Source organism: Rhizobium sp. BK376, assembly GCF_004341625.1.
Lineage (GTDB): Bacteria > Pseudomonadota > Alphaproteobacteria > Rhizobiales > Rhizobiaceae > Rhizobium.
In genome coordinates, this window is the sequence record NZ_SLZG01000008.1 from 206,284 (window position 1) to 229,232 (window position 22,949).

The 22,949-nt window shown below is 60.5% G+C and carries 15 protein-coding genes; 12 read left to right on the forward strand and 3 right to left on the reverse strand.

Annotation, left to right across the window (positions count from 1 at the left end):
• Positions 1-92: 92 nt before the first annotated feature.
• A complete protein-coding gene (locus EV561_RS20510) occupies positions 93-1,127 on the reverse strand; it encodes a LacI family transcriptional regulator (RefSeq protein WP_132524154.1) in 1,035 nt (344 codons plus the stop codon).
• 449 nt (positions 1,128-1,576) lie between these two features.
• Between EV561_RS20510 and EV561_RS20515 the strand changes: the two genes are divergently transcribed.
• The 10 genes from EV561_RS20515 to EV561_RS20560 all read left to right on the forward strand — a co-directional run bounded on the left by EV561_RS20515 (position 1,577) and on the right by EV561_RS20560 (position 13,642).
• Positions 1,577-2,815: an ABC transporter substrate-binding protein gene (locus EV561_RS20515; RefSeq protein ID WP_132524155.1), complete on the forward strand. Its 1,239-nt coding sequence runs from the start codon at positions 1,577-1,579 to the stop codon at positions 2,813-2,815.
• A gap of 90 nt (positions 2,816-2,905) precedes the next feature.
• Entirely contained in the window at positions 2,906-3,796 is an 891-nt protein-coding gene (locus EV561_RS20520) for a sugar ABC transporter permease (protein ID WP_132524156.1), read from the forward strand.
• A 13-nt stretch (positions 3,797-3,809) separates the two neighbouring features.
• Positions 3,810-4,706, forward strand: a complete 897-nt coding sequence (locus EV561_RS20525; RefSeq protein ID WP_132524157.1) for a carbohydrate ABC transporter permease — start codon at positions 3,810-3,812, stop codon at positions 4,704-4,706.
• Between the two features lie 3 nt (positions 4,707-4,709).
• Positions 4,710-5,801: an ABC transporter ATP-binding protein gene (locus tag EV561_RS20530; protein ID WP_132524158.1), complete on the forward strand. Its 1,092-nt coding sequence runs from the start codon at positions 4,710-4,712 to the stop codon at positions 5,799-5,801.
• A gap of 65 nt (positions 5,802-5,866) precedes the next feature.
• The gene (locus EV561_RS20535; RefSeq protein WP_132524159.1) at positions 5,867-8,323 is read left to right on the forward strand and encodes a glycoside hydrolase family 2 protein; all 2,457 of its coding nucleotides are present in this window, start codon (positions 5,867-5,869) and stop codon (positions 8,321-8,323) included.
• A 96-nt stretch (positions 8,324-8,419) separates the two neighbouring features.
• Entirely contained in the window at positions 8,420-9,181 is a 762-nt protein-coding gene (locus EV561_RS20540; RefSeq protein ID WP_132524160.1) for a sugar phosphate isomerase/epimerase, read from the forward strand.
• A gap of 8 nt (positions 9,182-9,189) precedes the next feature.
• Complete coding sequence (locus EV561_RS20545; RefSeq protein WP_132524161.1) at positions 9,190-10,323, forward strand: Gfo/Idh/MocA family oxidoreductase; 1,134 nt, start codon at positions 9,190-9,192, stop codon at positions 10,321-10,323.
• 69 nt (positions 10,324-10,392) lie between these two features.
• Positions 10,393-11,427: an L-glyceraldehyde 3-phosphate reductase gene (mgrA, locus tag EV561_RS20550; protein WP_132524162.1), complete on the forward strand. Its 1,035-nt coding sequence runs from the start codon at positions 10,393-10,395 to the stop codon at positions 11,425-11,427.
• A 97-nt stretch (positions 11,428-11,524) separates the two neighbouring features.
• Positions 11,525-13,135: a glycoside hydrolase family 43 protein gene (locus tag EV561_RS20555; RefSeq protein WP_132524163.1), complete on the forward strand. Its 1,611-nt coding sequence runs from the start codon at positions 11,525-11,527 to the stop codon at positions 13,133-13,135.
• A 204-nt stretch (positions 13,136-13,339) separates the two neighbouring features.
• The gene (locus EV561_RS20560) at positions 13,340-13,642 is read left to right on the forward strand and encodes an RcnB family protein (RefSeq protein WP_132524164.1); all 303 of its coding nucleotides are present in this window, start codon (positions 13,340-13,342) and stop codon (positions 13,640-13,642) included.
• Between the two features lie 112 nt (positions 13,643-13,754).
• Here EV561_RS20560 and EV561_RS20565 read toward each other — a convergent pair whose 3' ends face one another.
• Complete coding sequence (locus tag EV561_RS20565) at positions 13,755-20,558, reverse strand: hypothetical protein (protein ID WP_132524165.1); 6,804 nt, start codon at positions 20,556-20,558, stop codon at positions 13,755-13,757.
• Between the two features lie 479 nt (positions 20,559-21,037).
• Between EV561_RS20565 and EV561_RS20570 the strand changes: the two genes are divergently transcribed.
• Together EV561_RS20570 and EV561_RS20575 are read left to right on the forward strand one after the other, a co-directional pair.
• The gene (locus tag EV561_RS20570; RefSeq protein ID WP_132524166.1) at positions 21,038-21,406 is read left to right on the forward strand and encodes an Hpt domain-containing protein; all 369 of its coding nucleotides are present in this window, start codon (positions 21,038-21,040) and stop codon (positions 21,404-21,406) included.
• A 181-nt stretch (positions 21,407-21,587) separates the two neighbouring features.
• The gene (locus EV561_RS20575) at positions 21,588-21,908 is read left to right on the forward strand and encodes a 2Fe-2S iron-sulfur cluster-binding protein (RefSeq protein WP_132524167.1); all 321 of its coding nucleotides are present in this window, start codon (positions 21,588-21,590) and stop codon (positions 21,906-21,908) included.
• Between the two features lie 302 nt (positions 21,909-22,210).
• Here the strand turns inward: EV561_RS20575 and EV561_RS20580 are convergent, their stop codons facing one another.
• The gene (locus tag EV561_RS20580) at positions 22,211-22,891 is read right to left on the reverse strand and encodes a DUF922 domain-containing protein (protein ID WP_245512779.1); all 681 of its coding nucleotides are present in this window, start codon (positions 22,889-22,891) and stop codon (positions 22,211-22,213) included.
• Between the last annotated feature and the right edge of the window lie 58 nt (positions 22,892-22,949).

A 22,949-nucleotide genomic window follows, 5' to 3' on the forward strand; every position in this document is an offset into this window, starting at 1 on the left:
TTGTTGGATTGCAGGGCTTGCCTTTGGCAGTCGCCGCCATCTCCGTCGTCATCCGTAAGGCCAGCCTCAGTTGACCGCGACCGTATCTCCAGTCACCGCTGTGGCCATTCCGGCAGGCTGATGCTCTGAAGCTCCTGCGGCTCGGCGCCGTCGATGCGCGCCATCACCGCCTTGGCAAGCTCCCGGCCGGCATGGCGGACGTCCTCGTAAACGGTGATGATTTCCGGGCGGATCCAGTTGAGGACATGGGTCGACTGCTTCGCGACCATATCGACATCGTGGCCGAGGCGCATGCCAGCGGCCTCGATCCCGGCATTGACGGCGATTGCAGCACTTCCGGCGGAAGAAACGATCCCGTCGGGGGCGTTTGGCGAGCGCATCATCGCTTCGACGGCATCCCTGATATCAGGAAGCGGCGTATCGATGGTGACGCGCAAGGGCACTTCCTCCGCGCCATATTCGTGCAAACCGGTCTGGAAGCCGATGCGCGTATGGGAATGGAAGGACAGTTTTCCGGGCGGCTGCAGCAGGGCGATGCGTCTCCGGCCCTTGGCCACAAGTGCGCCGACGGCCTGATGCGCGAAGGCTTCGTTGTCGAAATCGTGGTAGGGATGGACGAGTTCCGTGTCCGTCCGGCCATGGGTGGCGAAGGGCATGTTGCGCTCGGTCATCAGCCGTACCCTGGGATCGTCCGGTTCGATACGGGTGATGATGACGCCATCGGCTGAGCCTGTGTCGAGGATGTAGCGTACCGGAACCAGGGGATCCTTACTGTGAGAATGCGGCGTCACCACGAGGTGATATTGCGTATCCGCCAAGGCCTCCGAGATGCCGAAAACCATCTGGCTGGTGAAGCCCATGATTTCCTCGTCGACGCTGAGAATAAGGGCGATAACGTTCGTCTTGCCGGTGCGCAGGCGCACGCCGGCGCGGTTCGGCTGGTAACCGAGCTGGCGGGCGACCATCCGGACCCGCTCTTTCGTTTCAGCACCGATGTCGGGCGCATCCTTGAGGGCGCGAGATATCGTGGTCACGCCAAGCCCGGTCATGAAAGCAATCGTCTTTAGCGTCGGCCGCTCCGGCGCTTCGGAAGAAGCCTTCCCCCCTGAATTTCGCTTGTCTTCCATAACGCTTAACGCCGTCCTCCGCGATCTCTCGGCTTATAACGCCCGCCGCATTGCTGCAAGCACCACGGGATGAGGCATTCCTTCCCATAGAACAAAAACTGTAACGATACAGGTCAAATGTCGAGTTTTTTTTGAAGCCTTGAGCGGGAGCATTACCCAAAGGTTGAACGACTGAGATTTGAGAGGGTTTTTTGCGCCTGCGAAATAATATTAGATATGCGATATAAATGTTATTTCAGATAAATGATTTAAATCAACTGTTTTCTCGCGTTTTGCGGGCGCGAACCTAGCGAGCGCTCGAGAATACGTATCGTTTTGAATGTCGGGCGCGGTTGCAGCCAGTGGTAGTGAATGCGCCGATACAAGAAAATTTTACGAGTACGGTGTTGCGTCCTGAAATCGATTCCTCTACGTTTTTGCTGCAACGTTTCAGTGAGGGAGGAGAGCTCATGTTTATTCGTTTGATGGCCGCTGCTCTGGCCGCTTCTGTGGCCATCCCGGCCGTTTCCGCCAATGCCACAGACCTCGAAGTCACCCATTGGTGGACATCCGGCGGCGAAGCTGCGGCGGTCAAGGTTCTGGCCGACAATTACAACGCGCTCGGCGACAACAAGTGGGTCGATGGCGCCATTGCAGGCGCCGGTTCCACCGCGACGCCGCTGATCGTCAGCCGCATCCTCGGCGGCAACCCGATGGGCGCCACGCAGCTCAACACGGGCCGTGACGCCGAGGAGCTGGTCAAGGCCGGCCTGATGACCGATCTGACCGAGCTTGCCGAAAAGGAACACTGGAAGGACATCATCCGTCCGGCCAAGCTGCTCGATGCCTGCACCTATCAGGGTCACGTCTATTGCGTTCCGATCAACATCCACTCCTGGCAGTGGATGTGGGTCAACCGCCACGTCTTTGAAGACAACGGCCTGAAAGTTCCGACCAACTGGGACGAATTCGCAGCAGAAGCGCCGCAGCTGAAGGCGAAGGGCATCGTGCCGCTCGCAACCGGCGCTCCGTGGCAGGTCGAAGGCATCCGCAGCGTCATGCAGGTCGGCATCGGCGGCAAGGATCTCTACATGGCGATCAACGACAAGAAGAGCGCCGACGCCGTGAAGAGCGACGATAACAAGAAGGTCTGGACTGCCTTCAGCCAGGCCCGCGACATGGTCGATGATGGCTATACCGGCCGCGACTGGAACGTCGCCACCAACATGGTCATAACCGGAAAGGCTGCCGGCCAGATCATGGGCGACTGGGCGCAGGGCGAATTCGGCGTTGCCAAGCAGGTTGCCGGCAAGGACTATGATTGCCTTCCGGGCCTCGGTTATCACGGCCTGCTCGATACGGGCGGCGACTCCTTCTACTTCCCGAAGAACAGCAATCCCGACATTACCAAGGCACAGCTCGAGCTTGCCAGCATGCTTCTTTCCAAGGAGACGCAGGTCAAGTTCAATCTCGCCAAGGGCTCGCTGCCCGTGCGCGGCGATGTCGATCTGTCGGCCGCCAATGCCTGCATGAAGAAGGGCCTCGAAATCCTGAAGACGCCGGAAAACGTCCTGCCAGGCACGACGCAGATGCTGACGCCGGACACGATCGGTCAGCTTCAGGACCTGGCTATTCAGTTCTTCAGCTCGAAGATGTCGATTGACGATGCGATCGCCAAGCAGGCCGATATCATCTCGCAGGCGCAGTAAGGCCTGAAACCATCTCGCTATCAGAGACGGCTTTGCCGGGCCGGCGGGGGTTCCCGCCGGTCGCGGTAGGGTCGGCAGAGGAGGTCCATGATGGCTCATGCGCGTCGCCCCTTCGGTCTTTTCCGAAATCTCAATGCCAAGATCGCCGCCATCCCGATGATGCTGACCGTCATCGTCGTGTTCGTCGGCTGCACTGTCTGGACGGTGATCTATTCCTTCACCGACTCCAAGCTTTTGCCGAGCCAGAACTTCATCGGCCTTGCGCAATATCAGCGTCTGTTCACCACCGACCGCTGGAATGCCTCGATCACCAATCTGGCGGTCTATGGCGTACTCAGCCTGATCTTCGCCTTCGTCGTCGGCTTCATCCTTGCCGTGCTGATGGACCAGAAGATCCGTTTCGAGAATACGTTCCGGACGATCTTCCTTTATCCCTTCGCGCTGTCCTTCATCGTGACCGGTATCATCTGGCAGTGGATCCTCGATCCGGGCCTCGGGCTTCCGAAGGTGCTTCAAGATTGGGGTCTTCCGGGCGGTGGCGTCTCGCTGCTCGGTAACCAGAATACCGTGCTGATCGCGCTCGTTATCGCCGGCCTCTGGCAGGGAACCGGCCTCGTGATGGTGCTGATGCTGGCGGGTTTGCGCGGCATCGACGGCGAGATCTGGAAGGCGGCGAGGGTGGACGGCATCCCGGCCTGGAAGACCTATCTCTTCGTCGTCATTCCGATGATGCGCGGCGTCTTCGTCACTACGCTCGTCATCGTAGCCTCGGGCATCGTGCGCGTCTACGACCTCGTCGTCGCGATGACCCATGGCGGTCCTGGCTTCGCATCCGAAATGCCGGCAAAATATGTCTACGACTTCATGTTCCAGCGATCCAATCTCGGCCAGGCGCTTGCCGCCTCGACCGTCATGCTGGTGACCGTGTTCATCTTCCTGGTGCCGTGGGCTCTCGTCGAGTTCCGCCAGAAGCGCAGCTAAGGGAGACCCTGGAATGGCTCTTGCCGCAACGATCGAACCTTCAGGCGCCAAGCCGCGGCGCCGTTTCGCGCCTTCGACCATCATGCTCTATGGCATTCTCGGTCTGGCCGCGATCTACTATCTCATTCCGCTCTACGTGATGGTCGTCACATCGCTGAAGGGAATGCCTGAAGTCCGCATGGGCAACATCTTCTCGCCGCCGATGGAAATCACCTTCGAGCCCTGGGTGAAGGCCTGGAGCGAGGCCTGCACCGGGCTCTACTGCCACGGCATCCAGGTCGGCTTCTGGAATTCGGTGAAGATCCTCGTGCCGAGCGTGATCATCTCGATCGCCATTGCATCCGTGAACGGCTATGCGCTCGCCAACTGGCGTTTCAAGGGATCCGAGACCTTCTTCATCGTCCTGCTGTTCGGCGCCTTCATTCCCTATCAGGTCATGCTCTATCCGCTGGTGCTGGTCGTGCGTTCGCTCGGGCTGTTCTCGACGCTCGGCGGGGTCGTGCTGGTGCACACCATCTTCGGCATGCCGATTAACACGCTGCTGTTCCGCAATTATTTCGCCTCGTTGCCGCCGGAGCTTTTCAAGGCCGCGCGTGTTGACGGGGCGGGGTTCTGGCAGATCTTCCTGCGCATCATGCTGCCGATGTCGCTGCCGATCTTCGTCGTCGGCATGATCATCCAGATCACCGGTATCTGGAACGATTTCCTGTTCGGTGTCATCTTTGCCGGCACGCAGAACTATCCGATGACCGTGCAACTGAACAATGTCGTCAACGCCGTGCAGGGCGTGAAGGAATACAATGTCAACATGGCCGCCACGCTTCTGACCGGCGCGGTGCCGCTTATCGTCTACTTCGTCTCCGGACGCATGTTCGTCCGTGGCATCGCCGCCGGCGCAGTGAAGGGTTGATCCATGACATCAAGCGTTTCCATCAAGGATCTGTCGCTCAATTTCGGCGCGGTCACCGTCCTCCAGAATCTCAATCTGGAGATCAACGACGGCGAGTTCCTCGTTCTTCTGGGCTCGTCGGGTTGCGGCAAGTCCACGCTTCTGAACTGCATCGCCGGTCTCCTCGACATTTCGGAAGGCCAGATCTTCATCAAGGGCAAGAACGTCACCTGGGAGGAGCCCAAGGACCGCGGCATCGGCATGGTGTTCCAGTCCTACGCGCTCTATCCGCAGATGAGCGTTGAGAAGAACCTGTCCTTCGGCCTTCGCGTCGCCAAGGTGCCGCAGGCGGAGATCGACAAGCGCATTGCGCGGGCCGCCGAGATCCTGCAAATCCAGCCGCTTTTGAAGCGCAAGCCGGCGGAGCTTTCGGGAGGCCAGCGGCAGCGCGTCGCAATCGGTCGCGCGCTGGTGCGCGATGTCGACGTCTTCCTGTTCGACGAGCCGCTGTCGAACCTCGACGCCAAGCTGCGTTCGGAGTTGCGCGTCGAGATCAAGCGTCTGCACAATGCGCTGAAGAATACGATGATCTACGTTACCCATGACCAGATCGAGGCGCTGACGCTCGCCGACCGTATCGCGATCATGAAGAGCGGCATCATCCAGCAGCTGGACGATCCGACGACGATCTACAACAAGCCGCGCAATCTCTTCGTCGCCGGCTTCATCGGCTCTCCGTCGATGAACTTCCTGAAGGGCGAACTGGTCGAAAGGGACGGGAAGGTCGCCTTTGCGACCGACGGCGTTACGTTCTCGCTGGATGGATATAGCGCTTCCGAGCCACTCGTAGCAGGTCGCAAGGTCATTCTCGGCGTCAGGCCGGAGCATATCAAGGTGAACGAGGATCTCGGCGCGAGTGCGGAAGTGCACGACGCTGTCGTCGATATCGAGGAGCCGATGGGCGCCGACAACCTGATCTGGCTGAAGCATGCGGGCCATACGATGTCGGTGCGCATCAATGGCGCAAGGCGTTTCCAGGTCGGCACGCCGGTCAAGCTCGGCTTCGACATGACACTGGCGTCGCTCTTTGACGCCGAGTCCGAACTGAGAATATGATCGTATGAAAAGACGGATGGAGGCGTCGAGGAGCCTCCATTCTCTAATGCGGGAGGAGTTAAGCGGTGCCTGTTTCCAACAATTTCGTCGATCTTGCGGGCTCATGGCAGCTCACGTCACCTGAGAGTGACCATTCGGCGTCCATGGCTGTGCCGGGCGACGTGCATTCCGCGCTTCATGCCGCCGAACTCATTCCGGACCCTTATTTCGGTCGGAACGAAGAGGTCGTGCAGTGGGTCGCCAAGCAGGACTGGATGGTCACCCGCAGCTTCTCGCTCGATGACATCAGTGGCGACTGGTACCTCGACATCGACTATCTCGATACGGTCGCGACGGTCTCGATCAACGGCGCGGTCGTTCTCGAAGGAAACAATTGCTTCCAGCGCTACCGTCCTGATGTCTCCAAGGCATTGAAGGTCGGGGAGAACACCATCCGCATCGTGCTGCATTCCAGCGTCAGGGTTGGTGCCGAACTGCAGACCAAGCAGCCCTTCTACATCCCCTACAATCCCGGCAACTCGCCGATCCCCGACGGCAACATGCTACGCAAGCCGCAATGCCATTTCGGCTGGGATTGGAACATCGCAATTGCGCCGCTCGGGCTCTATGGCACCATCGCTCTGAAGAAGCTGGAAACGGCCCGGATCGACCACATTGCCACGCGGCAATTTCACAACGAGGATGGCACGGTCGACCTGACCGTGACGACCAGCCTTTTTGCCAAAGCGCAGGGCATTGCCCAGCTCTATTTCGTGCTCGACGACGAGCGGGTGCGGCTGGATGTCGGCGTCCATGCCGGCGAAACGCCTGTCACGCACGTCTTTCATATCGAGAAGCCGAGACTTTGGTGGCCGGCAGGCAGCGGCGAGCAGGCGCTTTACACGCTTTCGGTGGAATTGCCCTCGCAGACCGAAACGCGCCAGATCGGTCTGCGCACCATCGAGCTGATCATCGACAAGGATGAACCGGGCAGCCGCTTTGCCTTCAAGGTGAACGGTCGCGAAATCTTCTGCCGCGGCGCCAATTGGATTCCGGCTGACGCGCTGTTTTCCCGCAGCAGCCCCGACAAGACCGAGGATCTGCTGCAATCGGCCGTCGCCGCCAATATGAACATGATCCGCGTTTGGGGCGGCGGCTTCTACGAGCACGACTGGTTCTACGATATCTGCAATCGGCTGGGCCTGATGGTCTGGCAGGACTTCATGTTCGCCTGCAACCTCTATCCGTCCACCGGCGACTTCCTGGAGAATGTCGAGGCCGAAGTCGGCTACCAGACACGGCGTCTGGCCACGCATCCGTCGATCGTCCTTTGGTGCGGCGACAATGAACTGGTCGGCGCGCTGACCTGGTTCGAGGAGTCTCGGAAGGATCGCGACCGCTACCTCGTTTCCTACGACCGACTGAACCGCACCATCGAAGTCGCCATGAAGAAGGCATCGCCTGACGGTATCTGGTGGCCGTCGAGCCCGGCCTCGGGCTATCTCGATTTCGGCGATGCCTGGCATGCCGATGGCTCTGGCGACATGCACTATTGGTCGGTCTGGCACGAGAACAAGTCGTTCGACAACTATCGGACGGTGCGGCCGCGCTTCTGCTCGGAATTCGGCTTCCAGTCCTACACGTCGCTGCCTGTGCTGAAGACCTATGCCGATCCGAAAGACATGAATATCGCATCGCCGGTCATGGAGCTGCACCAGAAGAACGCCGGCGGCAATGAGCGCATTGCCGGCACGATGTTCCGCTATTTCCGCTTCCCGAAGGATTTCCCGAATTTCGTCTATCTCAGCCAGATCCAGCAGGGGCTCGCGATCAAGTCGGCGGTCGAATATTGGCGCTCGCTAAAGCCGCATTGCATGGGCACGATCTATTGGCAGCTCAACGACACATGGCCGGTCGCGTCCTGGTCCAGCCTCGATTACGGCGGTCGCTGGAAGGCTATGCATTACCTCGTCAGGCGTTTCTTCCAGCCGGTCGCTATCGCGGCGATCCCGTCGGAGGACAATTCGAAAATCCGTTTCTCGCTGGTCAACGATACGTTCCACGATATCAGCGTCGATCTGGCCGTCTCGCTCATCGACATGAAGGGCAAGCGTACGTCGCTCAGGACCGTGCAGGCCGTGTGCTCCCCGGATGCTGCCTGCACGGCACTCACGATCGATGCGTCAGAGGTGCCGGAGGGCCATCTGCTCGCGTGGCATTTTACCGCATCGAACGGGATGGGTGGGCAGGGCCACTTCGTCAATGGTACCTATAAGGCGCTGGAGTTGGAGCCGGCGGGCCTTGAGGTCCTGCATGAGGAAGTGGAGGGGGACGGAACGGTCGAAATCACCGTGACGTCGCAGGGATTGGCGCTGTTCGTGATGATCGAAACCGAAATCGAGGGACGCTATTCCGACAACGCCTTCGATCTTGCCGCCGGCGAGAGCCGCCGGATCGTCTTTACGCCTACGACGCCTTTTGAACGCGGCAAGCTTCCGGAATTTCGCTTCTACGACCTTCAGTCCTGCCAATCGGTAGACTGATTTCACTTGTCCTGTCGTCATCGACGGCATGGTCTGGATCGGTGGCGCACCGCCGATCCGCATAAGAGGGGCCCTTGGGCCGATGGAGGAGATGTCATGACTGCACTTGGTTTTCAGCTTTATAGCGCGCGCAATTTCCAGCCTTACGCCGATATTTTCGTGAAGCTCGGCAAGGCCGGCTACAAGGAGGTCGAAGGTTTCGGCGGCATCTATGCCGATCTCGACGAGGCGGGCCTCAAGAGCCTGCGCGCCGATCTCGACAAGAACGGGCTTGTCATGGCGAGCGGCCATTTCAGCCCCGATTTCCTCGATAAGGAAGTTCAGAAGTCGCTGCAGATCGCCAAGATCCTTGGCATGGATTCGATCTATGCGCCGCATCTGGCCGCCGATCAGCGCCCAACGGATGGGGCAGGCTGGCTCGCTTTCGGTAAGCGGCTGCAGGAGATGAGCAAGCCCTACAAGGACGCGGGCTATGAGTTCGGCTGGCACAATCATGACTTCGAATTCGTGAAGCTTGCCGATGGCTCGCTGCCGATCGAACGCATATTCGAAGGCGCGCCCGATATTTCCTGGGAAGCAGATATCGCCTGGGTCATCCGCGGTGGCGCCGATCCCTTCGCCTGGATCGAGAAGCTCGGCTCCCGCATCACGGCCGTCCATGTCAAGGACATCGCACCGGCTGGCGAAAACAAGAATGAGGACGGCTGGGCCGATCTCGGCCATGGCACCGTTCAGTGGGCAAAGCTGATGCCCGTGCTGCGCAACACCAAGGCCAAGCACTTCGTCCTCGAACACGACAACCCGAACGATGTCGACCGCCTGATCACCCGCTCCATCGCATCCTTCAAGACCTATTGAGGCGTATCATGACCAAGGAACTTGGCGTCGGCATCATCGGATGCGGCAACATCTCCACCACCTATTTTTCGCTGTCACCGCTCTTCAAGGGATTGAAGGTGCTCGCCTGCGCCGACATCAACATGAATGCGGCGGAGCTTCGAGCCGAGGAATACGGCGTCAAGGCGCAGACGATCGACGATCTGCTCGCCAATGACGAGCTCGACGTCATCGTCAACCTGACGATCCCGGACGCGCACTTCCCGGTTTCCAAGCGTATTCTAGAAGCCGGCAAGCATGTCTACTCGGAAAAGCCGCTGGTTCTCTCGCTTGAGCAGGGCGAGGAACTGCGGCGGATCGCCAAGGAAAAGGGCCTAGCCGTCGGCTGCGCGCCCGATACCTTCCTCGGCGGCGCGCATCAACTCGCCCGCAAATATGTCGACGAAGGACATATCGGCCGTATTACCTCGGGCGCCTGCTACGTCATGAGCCCGGGCATGGAGATGTGGCACCCCAATCCGGACTTCTTCTTCCTGCCGGGTGGCGGACCGATCCTCGATCTTGGGCCCTATTATATCGCCAACCTGATCAACCTTATCGGCCCGGTAAAGCGCGTCGGCGCCATGACCTCGATGGCATCGGAAACCCGCACCATCACCAGCCAGCCGCGCAACGGCGAAAAAATCCCGGTCAAGACCCCGACGACGATCCAGGCGCTGCTGGAATTCGTCAGCGGCGCGACGGTCACGCTAACGGCAAGCTGGGATGTCTGGTCTCATCGCCACGCTAATATGGAGCTCTACGGCACCGAAGGTTCGCTCTACGTGCCCGACCCGAACTTCTTCGGCGGCACCGTCGAGGCGAGCGGCAAGGACAAGGACATCAAGCCGCTGAGTGGCTGGGACCATCCTTTCGGCAAATCCAACCAGGAGAGCCCGAACGGTCCGCGCGCCAATTATCGTACAGCCGGCCTTGCTGATATGGCCATGTCGCTGATCGAGGGCCGCGATGCGCGTTGCTCGCTCGACCGCACGCTGCATGGCGTCGACGTCATGACGTCGATCCTGAAGTCCGGCGCGGAGAACCGCTTCATCGACCTGACGACGACCTGCACACAGCCGGCCGCGCTTGGTATCGAAGAAGCACAGGCGCTCTTGAAGTAGGCGCTTGAAAAGCTATTGTCCCGCGCGGGTGAAGAGCCCGCGCGTTTCATTGTGAAAAGGAATTGAATTATGGCTTGGCAACCGGCTGAAGATCGTTATTCGAAGATGAAATATAACCGCACAGGCCGTTCCGGCCTGAAGTTGCCGGCCGTTTCGCTCGGCCTCTGGCACAATTTCGGCGGCGACACCCCGCATGACCGCAAGGTCGACATGTGCCGCACGGCATTCGACCTCGGCATCACCCATTTCGATCTCGCCAACAATTACGGCCCGCCTCCCGGCTCCGCTGAAACGGCGTTCGGCGAAATCCTGCGCACAGATTTCGCCGGGTTGCGCGACGAGCTGATCATCTCCTCCAAGGCCGGTTACGACATGTGGCCGGGTCCCTACGGCGAGTGGGGCAGCCGCAAGTATCTGATCGCCTCCTGTGACCAGAGCCTGAAGCGCATGGGCCTCGACTATGTCGATATCTTCTATTCGCACCGTTTCGATCCGGACACCCCGCTGGAAGAGACCTGCGGCGCGCTCGATCATATCGTCCGTTCCGGCCGCGCGCTTTATGTCGGCATCTCGTCTTACAATTCGCAGCGCACGCGCGAAGCAGCGGCAATCCTTAGGGAACTCGGCACGCCTTGCCTGATCCACCAGCCGAGCTATTCCATGCTCAACCGCTGGGTCGAGGATGACAAGCTGCTCGATACGCTTGATGAGGTCGGCATGGGCTCGATCGTCTTCTCGCCGCTGGCGCAGGGCATGCTGTCGACCAAGTATCTCGGTGGCATTCCTGAAGACAGCCGCGCGGCGCAGAACCACTTCCTCAAGAAGGACTTCATCCGCCCTTCGATCATCGACAATATCCGTAAGCTGAACGAGATCGCCGAGAAGCGCGGCCAGACGCTGGCGCAGATGGCAATCGCCTGGGTCCTGCGCGGCGGCCGCGTGACCTCGGCGCTGATCGGCGCCAGCCGCTCGTCGCAGATCGTCGATTGCGTCAAGGCGCTCGACAATCTCGAGTTCACGGCCGAAGAACTGAAGCAGATCGATGTCTTCGCCAAGGAGGCTGACATCAATCTCTGGGCCAGGTCGGCCGAACTCGATAAGTAAACTGAAAGGCCCGGCTGAGAACAGCCGGGCCTTTTTCTGATATAATCTTGATGTACGTGCCGCAGCTCGTACAGGCCGTTTGGAGGAGGTGGCTGCCATGATCCGCAACCCGATATTGCCGGGCTTCAATCCCGATCCGTCGATCTGCCGCGTCGGCGATGACTATTACATCGCGACTTCCACCTTCGAATGGTATCCCGGCGTGCAGATCCATCACTCGCGCGATCTGGTGAACTGGACGCTGGTGCGTCGACCGCTGGAGCGCAAAGCGCAGCTCGACATGCGGGGCGAGCCCGACAGCTGCGGCATCTGGGCTCCGTGCCTGTCCTATGCCGATGGTCGTTTCTGGCTCGTCTACACCGACGTGAAGCGCTACGACGGCAACTTCAAGGATGCGCACAACTATATCGTGACCGCTGCGACCATCGAGGGCGAATGGTCGGACCCCGTCTACGTGAATTCGTCCGGCTTCGACCCCTCGCTCTTCCACGATGATGATGGCCGCAAATGGTTCGTCAACATGCAATGGAACCATCGCACGGAGAGCTACGGCGGCTCGCCGAAGACACCGGCCTTCGATGGTATCCTGCTGCAAGAATGGGATGCAAAGACGGGGACGCTGAAGGGGCCGATCAGGAATATTTTTTCGGGCACCGATCTCGGCCTGGTCGAAGGGCCGCATCTCTTCAAGCGCAATGGCTGGTATTACCTGACCACGGCGGAAGGCGGGACGGGCTATGATCACGCCGTCACCATGGCACGCTCCCGCAACATCGACGGACCGTATGAGCTTCACCCCAACAAATATCTGATCACATCGAAGGATCATCCGGAGGCCGTCCTGCAGCGGGCCGGGCACGGACAATACGTAGAGACTCCCGACGGCCAGTTCTATCACACGCATCTCTGCGGTCGCCCCATGCCGCCGCACCGGCGTTGCACGCTGGGCCGCGAGACCAGCCTTCAGAAATGCGTCTGGAAGGAAGACGATTGGCTTTATCTCGAAAACGGCACAGTCGTTCCTGACGTGGAGGTTCCCGCCTTGCTTGGTGCCGTTCCGCTCGAGAAGGCGCGACGCTCCGGCTATAATTTCGACGAGGGCAAGCTGCCCGCCGATTTCCAGTGGCTGCGCACGCCGGAGCCGGATCGCATCTTCAGCGTGACCGCGCGTCCGGGTCACCTGCGGCTGATTGCGCGCGAAAGTATCGGCTCATGGTTCGAGCAGTCGCTGGTTGCCCGCCGGCAGGAGCATCACAGTTTTCGCGCAGAAACGGTCGTCGAGTTCGAGCCCGATACCTATCAGCAGGTCGCAGGCCTGACGCATTACTACAATCGCTTCAAGCTGCATGCCATTGCGGTAACGCTGCACGAAAGGCTTGGACGCTGCGTCACCATCATGTCCTGCGTAGGCGACTATCCAAACGGCCGCCTGACTTTCCCGGCCGGGCCAGGTGTCGCCGTTCCCGATGGCCGCATCCAGCTGTCCATGGAAGTGCACGAGAATGATCTCCAGTTCTTCTGGCAAGCCGAAGGCATGGGCGCCTGGGAGCCCATCGGTCCTGTGCTCGATGCAGGCGTGATATCCGATGAAGGCGGGCGCGGCGAACATGGCTCGTTCACCGGCGCTTTTGCCGGCATGTTCGCCTTCGATACATCGGGCCGAGCGAAGATCGCGGATTTCGATTGGTTCAATTACGACGAACTTTAAAATTCGGTCCGGCTCCTTCACCGGGAGATGTCTAAAGGATATCCCCGGTGAAAGAAGATAAAACCATTAAAAAATTCCTGAGTTCGTGATTTAGCGATGGCTGCTAAATGTCTATTCCTATTACAAAACTTTAATATGAGTTTCAGTCTCGATTCATCTTTATCTGAGTAGTTTCAAGCTGTGCTCAACCCGAGGAAACACTCAATGAAAAAACTGCTCTCCATTCTTATGACAGCGTCTGTTCTTGCCACTCCGGTTGCCTTCGCGACTGAAGCGAGTGCCGCTCCGCAGCATCACGAGACCCACAAAGTCGTCATCAAGAAAGGCAGCTGGGCTCGCGGCCACCGGATTTCGGCCAACGACCGCCGCCGCGCCGTTTCGATCAACTACCGCCGCTATCACCTGTCGACCCCGCCGCATGGCTATCGCTGGGTGCGTATCGACAACAACTTCCTGCTGATCGGCAGCACCAGCGGCCTGATCTCGAAGGTTCTCGACGCCCATTGATCGTCAGTATCTGAAGGTTGCGGCAGGCTGATCCTCAAGGGAGCCAACAGCCAGAAACGAAAAATCCCCGGCATGACCGGGGATTTTTCGTTTCTCTGACTGGCTGCTGCGTTTAGCTGAAGCGTCCGGCAGCGTGGGCCAGCATCGTATAGACCTTGCCGGTATCGGAGGTCAGGTAGGATTGCGTGATCGTCTTGTCACGATCGGTGCGGGCAACGTCCGTCAGCAGCTTCTCGAAATCGGCAATGTAGCGATCGACGGCGGTGCGGAATTCCGGCTCGCGGTCGTACTTGCGCTTGATCTCGTCGAAGGTCTGCTGGCCCTTCAGCGTGTAGAGGCGACGGGTGAAGACATCGCGTTCGCCACGCTGGTAGCGCCGCCACAGCTCAACCGATGCATCGTGATCGATGGCGCGGGCGATATCGACCGAAAGTGAGTTCAGCGATTCGACCACGTGACGCGGGTTGCGGCTGTCGTTGGCGCGGGGCGCTGCGGCTTCCGGAGCGCGTGGCGCAGCCGGGCGGGCCGGCGGGGCATCGGGCGCATCCTCGCGGGAAGCGCCGCGGAGAAGATCGCTGATCCAGCCGCCGCCGACATTTTCCTGGCGCGCAGGAGCCTGGGGCTCGACAGCGCGGGGCTGCTGAGGAGCTTGACGTTCAGGCGAGATCGAGCCACGCAGGCCGAGCGTATCGGCGGGCTGCTGCGGCTGCCGGACCGGTGCTGGAGCAGGAGCGGGTTGCGGTGCCGGCTGAGGAGCAGCAGCACGCTGTGCCGTGACCTGCGGAGCCGGTTGCTGAGCAATCGGCGGCTGCGGGACAGGTGCCGGCTGCGGAGCGGGCGCAGGCTGGCGAGGGGCGGGCTGCGCGCTTGCGAGCGTGCGTGCCACCGGCTCGGATATTTCGAGCTGCTGCGCCGACTTGCCGACGATCTGCGAAATGTCCTGCAGGGCCTTGATCTGCTCTGCAACGGCGCGACGCATCGCGGCTGCGCTTTCCTTGGCTTCCTCGGGCAGATCGAACGCGCCGCGCTTCAGTTCGCTGCGCGTCATGTCCAGTTCCCTGCGAATATCGCCCGCCGAGCGGCGGATCTCTTCGGTCGCACCGGAGAAGCGTCCGATCGCATCCTCGACTGCCTCGCTCAACGTGTTGCGCAGGTTCTGCGCGGCGTTGTCGGAGGTCTTGCCGGCTTCGGCAAGCACACGCTCGACCTCAGACAGCGATGCCGTGAGGCCACCGCGGAGACGGTTGGTGAGTTCACCGGAGCGGCGCTCCGCATTGGCAAACGTACCCTCGATCGTCTTGTTGGCGTCCTCACCGGCCTTGGTCAGCGCATCGCGCATGCTTTCGGCGGTGTTCTGGGCACGCTGTTCGGCTTCCGAGAGCACGCGGCCGATATCCGAGAAGGATGCCTGGACGCTCTGGCGGAGATTGCCAGTGACCTGTGTCGAGCGCTGTTCGGCACGGTCAAAGGCGCCTTCGACCATGCTGCCGAGCGCGCGCATCGTCGTCTCGATTTCTTCCGAGCGCTGGACCAGCCCGACAGCGAGGCCGCGCAGCGCGGATTCGCGTTCCTCGAGCGTGGAGACCAGGTTCGACTGGGCTGCGCCGAGCAGCTGAGAGGCCTGCGAGAGAACTTTCGAATGCTCGTCGAAATGACCGATGATGCCGCCGACCTGCGCCAGCGTGTGGCCGGAGACCTCCGAGAGCTTGTCGACCTTGCCTTCGAGCAGGCGGGTCGATGCCGACACCATGTCCGCGGCCCGGTTTGCGGATTCGGCGAAACGCGTCGTCGTCGAGCCGAGGCGGCTGTCGACCGCCGACAATTCCGCCGAAGCCTGGTTCAGCATGCCGACGATCGTCGAGTTGTTTTCAGCCAGCCGCTCGATGATGCCGTTGACGTTGGCAAGCAGGCTGTTTTCGAGGGCGTTGACGGTATTGGCGGCATTCTCGGCCCGTGCCGTGATGGCGGCGAGCGTGTCGTTCGTGCGCGAGGTGATCGCGTTGACGAGTGCTGCATTTTCGGCGCGCAGGCGATCCGCGGCTTCCTGGGCGGCGGTCGAGATCCGCTCTGCCGCTTCCGCTCCCGTTTCCGCATAGCGGTCGAGAACGGGGCGAGCCTTTTCCTCGATGAGGCGGGAAAGCTCGCTGGTGCGACCGGCCAGCATCGAGTTCAGTTCGCGGGTGCGATCGTCCAGGGCGGAGCGAATCGAGGTTCCGCGGGCTTCCAGAGCCTTGTCGACATCCGCCAGCGTCGCATCGATCTCGCGAACGCGATCTTCGAGGCCCGCACGGATCGCATTGCCGCGCTCCTCGAGGGCGCGCTCGACCTGGCCCATGGTTGCCTTGATATTCTCGCTGCTGCCGCTGAGCGTCGTGCGGATCGAGGCGCTGCGTGCTTCCAGCGACTGCTCGGCTTCCTGAAGCGTCTGGGAGATGACCTTGACCTGGTTTCCGACAAGGCCTTCTGCCTCGGACACCTTGTTGACGATCGCGTTCCCGGCCTCCGAGAAGGTCTGGGCAACAGCTGCCGCCTGGCTTGCAAGCCGGTTCTGCGTTTCCGCAACGCGATTGACAATGTCTTCGGAGCGCTCGTTCATGGTGCGGGCAAAGGCTTCGCCGCGTCCGCTAAGGTCGTCCGCAAACTGCTGGCCGGTCTGCGCGAGCAGTTCGGCGGTGCGGACTGCCTCGCTGTCCATGCCCTGGGCGGCGTCTGCGACGGCGGTGCGCAGCGTGGAGGCAAGGTTGGTCGCCTTGCCTTCGATCGTGCGGTTGACCGCTTCCAGGCCGACAGTGAGCGCGCGGTCCATGGTCGACAGACGCTCTTCGATATGGGCGCTGCCCCTGTCCATCACATCCGTGAGGATTGCAGTGCGACCTTCGATCGCGCTTGCCAGCGTCGTGGCACGGCTGTCGATTGCATTCGTCAGCGTCGTGGAGCGATTGTCGATGGAGTCGATGAGACGAGCGGCAGCGTCGCTGCCAGCGCGGTCGATCTGCGACGCTCCACCGCTCAGCCGCTCGGACAGGCGGTTGCTTACCGCATCGACCTGTTCCGTGACCGCATCCGCACTTCCGTGGATACGATTTTCCAGCGCGGAGAGGCTGGTTTCGAGGCGAGAACTCGTTTCCGAGAAGCGGCTGGTCATGCCGTCGATCGATTGATCGAGATGGGCCGAGAATGTCTCCGCCGAGCGAGAGATGTCGCCGGCAACATCGCGGAAGCGGCCTGCAATGTCACTCGTGCTGTCGCGAAGACGGTCTTCAAGGGCGCGGGCACTGTTATCGATCGAATTGCGGATCGCAGCTTCGCGATCCTCGAGCGACATTTCCAGCATGCTGACGCTTGTCGCGATCGAGGTGCCGATGGTGGTCGCCTGATCCGACAGCGTGTTGTCGAGCTGGGTGTGGGCATCACGCAGGGTGAGGTTGATCGCATTGCTGCGATCTTCGAGTGTCGAACGGAGCCGCTCGTGTGCCGATGCGAGGCTTTCGTCCATCTGCGACAGGCCGGTGTCGAGCGTGCTCTCGATACGGCGGGTCGTGTCGGAAAGGGCATTCTCGACGCGGGCAGCGGAACCGCCGATGGCGTTCTCGATACGATCTCCACCCGCATTGATGATGCCCGACAGGGTTTCCGTGTGGGCGCTCAGCGAACGGTCCAGGCGCTCCTGGTTGTCGGAATAGGCAGAGCGGATCGCCTCTGCCTTATTGCCGAACGAGTTGGCAATGCGGTCTTCGGCGCCGGCGACGCTATCAAGCATCGTGTTCGTGCGGGCCTCAAGCGCGCTGTCGAAGCGGCTGTGGCTCTCGTCGAGCGAGATGGCGAGCGCCATGGTCTTCTCGTCGAGTGCGTCGCCCAGGCGGGTATGGCTGTTGCCGACGATATCGGCGATTGCCTCCACGCGGCCCGCAAGCGTTTGATCCAGTCGAGCATGGCCGTCGGAAAGAGAGGCAGTGAGCCTGCGCGTTCCTTCATCCAGTGCGCCGGTGAGGCGGTCGTGAGTGGAGGACACCGCATCGGTAATGGCCTCGACCCGACCGGCGAGCGTGTCTTCGAGACGGGATTGGGTGTTGGAGAGGGCGACGGCGAGCGCCATCGTCTTGTCATCCATCGTCTCTGCCAGGCGTTCATGCGTAGATGCTACGGCGCCCGTGATGGCCTCGACCCGGCCCGCGAGCGTGTCTTCGAGGCGGGATTGAGTGTCTGACAGAGCGATGGCGAGCGCCATCGTCTTGTCGTCCATGGTGTCCGCCAGGCGATCGTGTACCGAGCCAACGGTGCCGGTGATGGCTTCGAGCCGGCTCGTGAGCGTGTCTTCAAGGCGGGATTGGGTGTCGGACAGGGCGACGGCGAGCGCCATCGTCTTGTCGTCCATCGTGTCCGCCAAGCGATCGTGCGCGGTGCCGACGGCATTGGTAATGGCCTCGGCATTGCTGGCGAGCGTATGTTCCAGGCGCGACTGGGTGTCGGAAAGGGCGACGGCGAGCGCCATCGTCTTGTCATCCATCGTCTCTGCCAGGCGATCATGCGTTGATGCAACAGTGCCGGTAATCGCCTCGACGCGGCTCGCGAGCGTATCTTCGAGGCGTGACTGGGTGTCCGAAAGCGAAATGGCGAGCGCCATCGTCCTCTCGTCGAGCGCTTCCGTAAGGCGATCATGGCCATCGGAAACCGCATTGATGATGGCGTCCGAGCGGCCGGAGAGTGCTTCCTCGAAACGGGACTGGTTGTCGGACAGGGCGCCGAAAAGTGCATTGCTGCGCTCGGCCATGACGGCATCGATGCGCTCGTGGGCGGAGGTCAGCGCGCCGGTGATTTCGCCGGTGCGCGACGACAGCGTGTCGTTGAGTTCGCCGGCGCGGCCGACAAATGCAGCGGTCAGCTCGTTCGTGCCGCTGGAGAGCGCGGACGAAATCTCCGATGTTGCCGAGCGAAGCGCATGCGTCAGTTCGCCGGAGCGTGCGGCCAGGGTGTCGGCAAGCTCGCCGGAACGGCCGGCAAAGGCGGAGTGCAACTCCTGCGTTCCGACGGACAATGCGCTGGAAACTTCCTGCGTTGCGGACCGCAGAGCGGAGGTGAATTCGCCCGAACGCGAGGCAAGAGCCTCATTCAGTTCGCGGGTGCCGCTGGTAAGCGAGGACGACATCTCGGCCTTGGCGTCCGACAGCGCGGAGGTGAACTCGTTCGTGCTGCTGCGCAGAGCGGCAGTAATCTCTTCGGCCCTCGATCCAAGCGCGCTTTCCATGACTTCCTGGCCGGTTGCCAATGCCGTCGCAAGCGCGAAGGACTGGTCGGTCAGCGAGGAGCCGATGCGGTCGATGCTGGAATTGAGAATGCCGTCGATGGCATCCGAACCGCCGGACAGCGTCTGGTTGATGCGGGCCAGGCTTTCCATAAGCTTGCTGTCGAGCGTTCCGGCGCGCTTGTCGAAGGCGTCGGTGAATTCCGATACCCGTTCATCGAACGTGGTGGAGAGTTGCGCAACCGTTGTCTGCAAGCGCTCTTCGAAGAAGCCCGAGCGCAGGTCCAAATCCATGATGGCTTCGTCAGCCGTCGTCTGCAGGCTCTGGCGGAAGCTCGCGCCCTTTTCGTCAAGGGAGCTGTTGAGCTTGGCAAGAACGTCGCCGAGCGTGCCGGTGATCTTGCGCTCGCCGCCGGTAAGGCTCTCGTTGATCTCACGCGTCCGCGCAATGAGGATTTCGTTGAGCTGGCGGGCGCGATCATTGAGGGCCGCGTTCAGCTTTTCCGTATTGGCATCCATGGTGGACGCCCGGGTTTCAAACTGGCTGAGGAGCTTGCTGCCACGATCCGACAGGGTCGTCGAAAGAGTTTCCAGCCTGAGATCGAATTCCTCATTCAGCGCAGCGCCTGAAGCATTGATGCCCTTGAGCAGGCTTTCGGTCTTGGCCGCCAGCAGCGAGCCCAGAGCCTGGACCGCGGAATCCGACTTCTCCATGAGCGTGGCGGCACGGGTGTCGATCATCGAGGCGAAGGCTTCGCCCGAGGTCGCCAGCCGTACGGCGATCTCTTCCGTCGCGAGCGACAGATCTTCCTTGATCTGATCGTGGACGCCCGAGATCGAAGAACGGATGCGTTCGGCGTGATTGACGATCGCGTCACGTTCCGCGCCGAGTTCATGGACCAGGCCGCGAACGCGCAATTCGTTGTCCGTATAGCTGCGTTCGAGCGCGTTGACTTCGGAATGAACCAGCGTTTCGAGTTCCGTCGCGCGGGCGATGGTGCGCTCGATGCCTTCGTTCATGGCAGAGACTTCGCGACGAACAGCCTGGCCGACCGTCATGATGCGTTCGGAGGCAATCGTTTCCGGCTCGGCAAGGCGCAATGCCACTTCCGCCATGGAGCGGGCGGCGTTGCGCATGTCCTGGGCGCGGGCGATCATGACGGCGAAGGCGTAGAAGAGAAGGACGGGAACGACGATACCGACCACGCAGGCAATGACGCCGGGGAGGGCGAGGAGGTCCGCGGTGGAACGGATCTGCCAGATCTGCGGCGAATAGAGCAGGGAGATCAGGCCGACGCCGCCGACAATCCAGAGCAGCGAGAAGATCGTTGCATTTCGGATGGCCTTGCTTGTCGTGCGGGCATCGATCGATTTCAGAATGGAGGCAGAGCTTATGCGGTTGGCGTCGTTGGCCGGCGCGAAGGTCGGCGTCTTGGGGGCTTCCGCGCCGCGGTTGGCCGCGGCTGCCTTTGCTGCGGCGGCTCTGCGCGCCGCTTCTTCCTGAGCCTGTTTGGCGCGGGCATTCGATGGCTCAGACAATTTTGCCTCCGTGGCGCCGGGCGTCTGACCGGTGCGTGACTGTATGCCTTCTTCGCTGAAGTCGATCTGCAAAGCCTCATCCAAAGCCTTGAAGGCCTTGTCTTCGATCGACTCGCTGTACTTGTTGTTCGCCATACGGTTACGCCTCGTTACTAAACTCGGTCTGGCCTGCAATGCCTTCCCGGAAATCCGCCTGCTTCCGGAATGGATCGTCATCGCCTTCAAGACCATCCGCCATCCCCCATTTGGGATAGCGGATATTCCTTATGTTCAGAGCGGATGCCTGCTTTATCAAGCGTTTGGTATCAAAACATTACCATCATCCACTCATCGGGCAAAGACGGGCACCATCAACCCAATGTACTCGTATCGTAGTGACACATTCCCAATGCGCTTACAATTATAGGAACGCCCGTGCGCCAGGCGCATTAAGCGGTTGTTAACATCTTTTAAATCAATGCATTGCTGAAAAACAGATAAATTAGACATGTTTAACGGTCGTTAACCATACGATCAAATTGACGCTACGTATGTTCCGGAATTTAACGGGATCGCCATGCCGAGGCCGCAAGGATGCAGCAAGCCCACAAGAACATAAATGGGAGAATTGGCAAATGGCAGCACTGAATATTGCATTTGAAGCTCCGGACAATTCGCGCGGAACGGGTCCGTCGAGAGAGCGTCCGATCGACCTCGTCCACCTCGCCAAGCAAACGATGGGCGACAAGGTGCTGGAAGTCGAAGTGCTTCATATGTTTGCCCGGCAGGCACGCGCCTGCCTGCAGGAGATCGGCAGCGGCAGCGCCGAGAAGGCCAAGGCCGGCGCACATCGGCTGAAGGGCGCTGCGAGCGCAGTCGGCGCATTCAAGGTAGCCGAGGCCGCGAACGCGTTCGAAGATCGCGTCGGCGACGCAGCATGCATGGCTGCAGTCGGCGCCGCAGTGGTCGACGCGGAGAATTTCATTCTCAAGCTTTCGCGCTGAGCGTGCCGAGCCCGTCACATATGCCGGGCCGGAACGGCAGACGGGACTTTCTCCTCAATAGAGCGACACTGGGTCGGCTTGGTGCCGGCCCTGTTTCGTTGGGCTGCAATGTTGACTGCCCATGGGAATTGTTGGAAGGAAAATCCTGGAGCTTCTCTAATTCACGATACCGGAATCCATCATGACTAAATTGACCATCGTCGCCTTTGACGGCACACGTTTCGACCTTGATGCCGACGAAGGCTCCACGGTCATGGAAAATGCCGTTCGCAACTCGGTGCCGGGCATCGAGGCGGAGTGCGGCGGCGCGTGTGCCTGTGCGACCTGTCATGTCTATGTAGATGAAGCCTGGGTCGAAAGGGTCGGTCCGCCTGCGCCGATGGAGGAGGACATGCTCGACTTCGCCTTCGACGTACGCCCGAGCTCGCGGCTTTCCTGTCAGATCAAGTTGAGTGCTGCGCTTGACGGGCTTACCGTGCATGTTCCGGAGCGGCAGGCGTAAAGCCTGCCGAAACCAATCAGATTTGGTGCTGACAAAAAAAGCCTCGCTCTGCATATCGCGATGAGCGAGGCAAGGCGGGCGCATCACCAACAGGCGAGGGAGGAAGCGTCTGCGGCTTCAGGATGCGCCAGGAGAACCCAGGGAAACAAACTCGAAACGCCCGTCGATGCACTTTGAATTAGAAGAACCTTATTTGATGCTTTCGTAAAGTTCAAAGGTAAGGTCACAGTGCTATTAGCCGACATTGTGACAAGTTTCGCACAGTTTATTTCCCACAAATATTTATGGGTAAACTAGCTAAATTACTGTGGTTGTTCAGTTTTTCTTCCCTTGAGCTTTTTATGGTAGCTCATCAGCCTTTGAATGCGGTTTTGGAAATTGGCAGCCTCGATCATGTCGAAACGGGCTTGATCCCGGTCGTGCTCCTCGATCGAGCGTGCTGATTCGGCATCGACTCGGGCCTGCAAAGCGTCGCAATCAGGGGCCGGCGGCAGGTTGATGATGGCTTTTTCCATTGCGTGCGCGTGCTCGCGGGCGATCTCCGCGTGTCGCTCCTCATGGCGCCTCATATCGGCCGAAAGCGTGTCCCAGACCATTGAAAGCTGCTTGTCGGCGTGACTGCGATCACGCCAGCGCGGCAGGATGATCTCCACATTGACGGTGACGCGGGCGCCACCGATGTAGCAGCGACCGTTTTTCTCCACATAGGTCGCCTGACCGCCGAAGCGAATGCGCGTTGCGCCGGGGTGTCTGCTGCTGGCACCCATGGTCGTCGGCCCGCGCGCGTTGAGCGCCGCATCGAGATCGTCTGCGGTATTGCCCTCAATATCGAAATAAGAGACGGATTTTCCGTAGACCACCTTGGCGGTTGCCGAACCACAGGTTCCGAACAGCAGGAGGGCGGCGAGCGCGGCGCGCGCCGTAGGGGATGCGAAAAGCATTCGTGAGGTAACCAGGTTGAACTTTGCCAGAGCTTGCGGCATAGCCACTGCGAGCGCAATATCAGGCGCTGTATTTTGTATTTCAATGGGATGGACATTT

What these genes read in the sequence shown, in the direction of transcription:
- EV561_RS20530 (WP_132524158.1), top strand. Translation starts at nt 4,710, where the DNA reads ATGACATCAAGCGTTTCCATCAAGGATCTGTCGCTCAATTTCGGCGCG.
- EV561_RS20570 (WP_132524166.1), top strand. Translation starts at nt 21,038, where the DNA reads ATGGCAGCACTGAATATTGCATTTGAAGCTCCGGACAATTCGCGCGGA.
- EV561_RS20510 (WP_132524154.1), bottom strand. Translation starts at nt 1,127, where the DNA reads ATGGAAGACAAGCGAAATTCAGGGGGGAAGGCTTCTTCCGAAGCGCCG.
- EV561_RS20515 (WP_132524155.1), top strand. Translation starts at nt 1,577, where the DNA reads ATGTTTATTCGTTTGATGGCCGCTGCTCTGGCCGCTTCTGTGGCCATC.
- EV561_RS20575 (WP_132524167.1), top strand. Translation starts at nt 21,588, where the DNA reads ATGACTAAATTGACCATCGTCGCCTTTGACGGCACACGTTTCGACCTT.
- EV561_RS20555 (WP_132524163.1), top strand. Translation starts at nt 11,525, where the DNA reads ATGATCCGCAACCCGATATTGCCGGGCTTCAATCCCGATCCGTCGATC.
- EV561_RS20565 (WP_132524165.1), bottom strand. Translation starts at nt 20,558, where the DNA reads ATGGCGAACAACAAGTACAGCGAGTCGATCGAAGACAAGGCCTTCAAG.
- mgrA (WP_132524162.1), top strand. Translation starts at nt 10,393, where the DNA reads ATGGCTTGGCAACCGGCTGAAGATCGTTATTCGAAGATGAAATATAAC.
- EV561_RS20525 (WP_132524157.1), top strand. Translation starts at nt 3,810, where the DNA reads ATGGCTCTTGCCGCAACGATCGAACCTTCAGGCGCCAAGCCGCGGCGC.
- EV561_RS20540 (WP_132524160.1), top strand. Translation starts at nt 8,420, where the DNA reads ATGACTGCACTTGGTTTTCAGCTTTATAGCGCGCGCAATTTCCAGCCT.
- EV561_RS20580 (WP_245512779.1), bottom strand. Translation starts at nt 22,891, where the DNA reads ATGCCGCAAGCTCTGGCAAAGTTCAACCTGGTTACCTCACGAATGCTT.
- EV561_RS20520 (WP_132524156.1), top strand. Translation starts at nt 2,906, where the DNA reads ATGGCTCATGCGCGTCGCCCCTTCGGTCTTTTCCGAAATCTCAATGCC.
- EV561_RS20545 (WP_132524161.1), top strand. Translation starts at nt 9,190, where the DNA reads ATGACCAAGGAACTTGGCGTCGGCATCATCGGATGCGGCAACATCTCC.
- EV561_RS20560 (WP_132524164.1), top strand. Translation starts at nt 13,340, where the DNA reads ATGAAAAAACTGCTCTCCATTCTTATGACAGCGTCTGTTCTTGCCACT.